This window comes from Novosphingobium silvae (genome assembly GCF_009856825.1).
GTDB classification, from domain to species: domain Bacteria; phylum Pseudomonadota; class Alphaproteobacteria; order Sphingomonadales; family Sphingomonadaceae; genus Novosphingobium; species Novosphingobium silvae.
This window is the reverse complement of the sequence record NZ_WVTD01000051.1, coordinates 1-4,774: the sequence shown is the minus strand read 5'-3', so window position 1 is coordinate 4,774 and position 4,774 is coordinate 1. Positions and strand designations below refer to the sequence as shown.

At 52.9% G+C, this 4,774-nt stretch carries 4 protein-coding genes; all 4 read left to right on the top strand.

The features are described from left to right. The first annotated feature begins 161 nt into the window (after positions 1 to 161). The 4 genes from GR702_RS21820 to GR702_RS21805 all read left to right on the top strand — a co-directional run bounded on the left by GR702_RS21820 (position 162) and on the right by GR702_RS21805 (position 4,653). A complete protein-coding gene (locus GR702_RS21820) occupies positions 162 to 1,223 on the top strand; it encodes a hypothetical protein (protein WP_160987612.1) in 1,062 nt (353 codons plus the stop codon). Next, positions 1,220 to 2,875, top strand: a complete 1,656-nt coding sequence (locus tag GR702_RS21815; RefSeq protein WP_160987611.1) for a DEAD/DEAH box helicase family protein — start codon at positions 1,220 to 1,222, stop codon at positions 2,873 to 2,875. Before GR702_RS21820 ends, GR702_RS21815 begins: the two co-directional genes overlap by 4 nt. 25 nt (positions 2,876 to 2,900) lie before the next feature. Then, positions 2,901 to 3,431 (top strand): hypothetical protein, encoded by a 531-nt coding sequence (locus tag GR702_RS21810; RefSeq protein WP_160987610.1) that lies wholly within the window; start codon positions 2,901 to 2,903, stop codon positions 3,429 to 3,431. A gap of 580 nt (positions 3,432 to 4,011) precedes the next feature. Continuing rightward, complete coding sequence (locus GR702_RS21805) at positions 4,012 to 4,653, top strand: S24 family peptidase (protein ID WP_160987609.1); 642 nt, start codon at positions 4,012 to 4,014, stop codon at positions 4,651 to 4,653. The last annotated feature ends 121 nt before the right edge of the window (positions 4,654 to 4,774 follow it).

Sequence of the window (4,774 nt, the reverse complement as noted above, 5' to 3'; positions counted from 1 at the left end):
TCTGACCACGACACGATCAGATCCGCCTGCACATCACCATCACGTCGCATCGCCATCGTCGCTGACCGCCTTCTTTCCGTATCCAGGCTGAATCAGATCACACCGACTTCGTCAACGCGCTGTTAGCGGCACCGAACAGCTCGGCCCGTGAATGGGCAAAGTTGTTTTTTAAAGGCGACTCCGCTTACCAGTCCGATGAAAAGTGGTGGAAAGCAGCGCAAGAGGCGGATCAGGCAAAGGTAGACAAGGGCGGCAACACTGCAGCGCCGGTTGATCCCGGTGAACAGCCAACCGACGATATCGACATTTATGCACCGCCGTCATCAAACGGGACGACTGCTCAACCGGCTCCCGCTGCCAAGCCGGCCGCTGCGCAACCCCCTACGCAGCAAGATAGCAACGTCGACACGCTCACGCAGGCATCGACGCTAGTGGAGTCATTGAGCGGTGAGTATGGCTATGGGAAATCCGCCCCACTGAAAATCCGTGCCTATGCCTTCAATGGGCCCGGTCGCATCATAAAGGACGGAAAGAGCGTTCCATGCCTCCTGTTTCAGGACGCGAATGAATGCGACTTTTTCTTTGATAAAAGCCATCCGATCGTAGCTGAATATCCCTTGGCGCCCCAAGATCTCCTCACCTTATATCTTGCGGAGCGTTTCAAGGCTCGCGACCACCTTTCTGACTTGGTTGAAACATTTAGCTCTATTTATGCCAACAAATTCAAGGACACTCGTGTTGAAAGAGGAGTCCTTCAGGATCGTGCGTACAATATCATAGAGGACTTGAGGCTTAGGTTCGAGGAGTACTTGGCGCCAGTTGCCTCTGATGTTCTTCAGGTCATTCATGAATCAGCGGGTGACGTCGAGGAAACGACAGTTTCCCTCATCGATAATGCGGATCTACTTGAACTTTTCCTCAAGAAAGACCCGAAGGCGATTAAGGTAATCGGGTACATCCCAGAACGAACGTTGCCTCGGTTGCTAGAGCGGTTCCCTGAGCACCTCTTGGACAAGAAGGTGTTTTCGTTGCCGTTCATGCAGATTGCGCTGCCCGATGATAAAGCTACCTCGCGGGCAAGGACCGAAGCTAGGAGGCGAATCCAATCATATCTTGAGGATGTCGTTTCCCTTTTAACGTCTAACTTGGCGAGGGCCTCCAAAGATGAATTGAAGAGAGCGTCGCTGAGCTTGGCCCTCCTTCAGGACTGCATTGTCCAGTGACATTTCTTACCCCTTCATTGATGTCAGGTGCTGATTGGTGGCGTTTTGAAAGAGCAGTCGCCAGGGCAATCTCTCATTGTGGATGGTCTGATGTCCAGCTTGTGGGGGGGACCGGGGACCAGGGCGCTGACCTGCTTGCAACCAGGAGTGATCCCACAGGGGAAGTTCGCCCCTGGATTATCCAAGTAAAGGCCGTGACAGGCGGCGGATATGTCGGTGTTGAGGCAATCAAAGAGGCTGTGAATGCTATGTCATTCTACGGCGCAAAATCAGCTGCAGTCGCAACTAATGGAGATTTCACGCAATCAGCCCTACGGCGTCGGGACGAGCTGGCGAAAAATGGCTTTGACATTAAGCTCTGGAACGGCACATTTTTATCCACCTTGCTTGCCAAATGGCCTGAGCTCCATTGGCAAAGGCGTGAGCTTCGACCCTATCAACAGCGCATCGTGCAAGCACTTAGCAAGAGCTATCACAACGGCGATGCTCGCGGCCAATTCATCATGGCTACGGGTCTCGGCAAGACCGTTGTGGCGGCTGAATTCACTAGGGCAATGTTCGATCAAGGGGCGAAGAATGCGCTGGTGTTGTGCCATAGTCAGGATTTAGCTCTTCAACTTGAGCAGGCTTTCTGGCCGCATCTCAAATCAAGTGAAACCACCTCCGTATTCTTTGACGGAAAACCTCCATCCCAAAAAGATGGCGTTACGTTTGGCTTGTATCAAACCCTACTTGGTTACCTACCGTCGATCGAGCCTTCTTTTTTCGATATCGTGATAGTTGATGAGGCTCATCACGCACTCGCTCAAGGGTTTCAGTCGTGTGTGAATCAATTGAAGCCGAAGTACCTGCTTGGAATGACGGCGACTCCCTGGCGTGGCGACGGGGATTCGATCGATCGATTGTTTGGCCCACCACTCGAGACCGTCTCCTTAGTCGAAGGCATGGCACTCGGTTTTCTGACCGAAGTCGATTATCGAATGTTTTGCGACAATATCGACTGGGAAAAAATTCCCCAATTGTCAAAGCAGAACCTGACTATACGAGATCTAAATAGACGGCTTTTTTTGCCACAGCGTGATGAGGCTGCCTTAGCAGAAATTATTTCTGCGGCAGGGGAAGTGGGAAAACCAAGAATAATTGTATTTTCCCCTTCCATTTCTCATGCGGAAAAATTTGCAGATATTCTGAGTGCTTCCGGAATCCCTGCGAAGAACATTTCTGGCGTGAAGCGTCTCGACCGCCAGGCAGCCCTCATGGAATTCTCATCTGGACGAATTCAAGCTCTAACTGCCGTGGATCTTTTGAACGAAGGTATTGATGTCCCAGACGTAAATATCATTGCCTTCATGCGCGCGACGCACTCCCGGCGCATTTTCGTTCAACAGCTCGGTCGAGGCCTGCGCCTTGCTCCTGACAAGCCCAAAACCATCGTCTTGGACTTTGTTTCAGACCTTCGTAGAATATCAGAAGTTGTGAGCATGAACGAAGAAGCGAAGCGCTCGGACCCCGCTCCAGAGGCAATCTACATCAAAGATGGGTTCGTAACTTTTAGCGATCAAAAGGCCGAAACGTTAGCCAAAGAGTGGATCGCTGATGTGGCGGATCTCGACGCTAACGATTCGTCAAAACTTGTTTTCCCAGGGATTTGATATGGTGGACATGCCAAGGAAAGTCATGCTCGAGATTAGAGAGCGGATTTTTAATGTTCTTGACGAAAAAGAATATATGTCCACGAAGCGGAAGCGTTCTGGCGAAATAATGGACTCTTTGGTGTCCGATCCGACTATCGGTGCAAGAATAGCCGAGTATTACGGGAAAGAACGGGTTCGCACCTATATTAAGGATGCCGTTCTCAACAGGTACACAAAGGAGAGAACAAAAGCACCCGATGACTGGACTCCATTCATCAAAGAACTATTTGGTTCTGAATGCTCGCAAGTTGCGACTTCAAATGGCGTGAGGCTGTTCAGAAGCGAGGATGGTACAATCTTTGTCGCTAGCCACGGCCGCCTTTTGAAATGGGAAACGGCACTTCGAAAGTTGCTGGAGTATCGTGCGGCTAATGCCAAGGCCTTGCTTGAACACGGGAAAATTGTCGAGTCTTGCCTTGTATTAATGAGTGGAGGCGCCCCGCAAACTGCAGCTGATACCGATCTACTTAGAAGCGCACTTGCCAATATCAATGTTAAGGTAAAAGTCCTTTGAGTATGAATGCCGTTCCTGCAGATTTTTTCTGACACACTTTGCGGCAAGCATGCCTGATAATAGAGAGTTTGTCCGCAGGCTCTCTCCCACCGCCACTATCTTATTGCCAATCAATTAGATGGCCCTTCTTAGGGATGAAAGATCCCCAGATTCGGCGAGACCCACAATCCGCTAATTTACGCGACGAGTCGTGCCGAATGTTCTGACAACGGACAGTCTTCAATCACCCGTTCATCCTACTAACCTCACGCGATCCCATTGGGTTGCGAACGCTATGGCCAGTTCGGCAAATTTCAGCAATTGCTCCGACTTCATTCATATAACCGCGCAAACGCTCTTCGGTCCGTCGACGCGGCCGCCTGCCGGACTTCATATCGGCGACCAGCCGTGGGTCTCCAACTGCCAACCTGCCGAAGGTGCTTGGCGACGTCTGGGTTCGCGCCAGATATTCCTCGATCTGCTCCAGAAGCTCCATAGTCCAGACTCGTTTTGCACTTGTGTTCCTGTTATGTTCTTACTAGGAAGGCTTCCTAGAGTCTAGGATCGATTTTCCTAGGCACCCGCGATAGGACTGGCAGTCATGGATGACGCACGCAGAGCCCTGGACGAACTGATCCAGCAACGAGGCTGCAATTATTCCTCGGTTTCGCGACTGCTCGGGCGCAACGCAGCCTATATCCAGCAGTACATTCGCCGCGGCAGCCCGAGACACCTGGATGAGCAGGATCGCTCGGTGCTCGCCCGCTTTTTCGGGGTCGACGAGAAGGTGCTTGGTGCCCCTACCCGTCGCTCAGGTCCGGTCGTCGAACTGGTCCATGTGCCCGTTCTCAATGTCGAGGCATCGGCTGGCCACGGCGCTCTGGCCGAAATGGAATCCAAATCGGCGCAATTCGGCTTCGATGAGAAGTGGCTGCGCCGGCTGACCGCCAGCAAGGCATCGAGCCTGTCGATCATCGCCGTGCATGGCGACTCGATGGAGCCCACCCTCCACGACGGCGACGAGGTCATGGTCGATCTTGCCGATGGCCAGGCGCGCCTAAGAGACGGGATCTATGTCCTGCGTATGGATGACATGCTGAGCGTCAAGCGGATTGCCCTCGAACCGCAGGGCAAGCGCGCTTCGGTTCTGAGCGACAACCCGGCCTATCCGAGCTGGCGCGGCCTGGAAAAGCGGACGCTCAACATCGTCGGGCGGGTTCTCTGGTTCGGACGAGCACTCTAACAGCCCGCTGCCGAAGTCGATTTTTCGGGACGGCGCTCAGCCCGGCCCCGCAGACATGATGATCAGCAGCACGCCGGCTTCGGCTGCGACTTGGCCGACGAGGGCGAAGATCAGCGCGTTT

Bases quoted from the DNA above. Each gene is read 5' to 3' on its own strand.
- GR702_RS21810 (WP_160987610.1), top strand. From the start codon at position 2,901: ATGCTCGAGATTAGAGAGCGGATTTTTAATGTTCTTGACGAAAAAGAA.
- GR702_RS21805 (WP_160987609.1), top strand. From the start codon at position 4,012: ATGGATGACGCACGCAGAGCCCTGGACGAACTGATCCAGCAACGAGGC.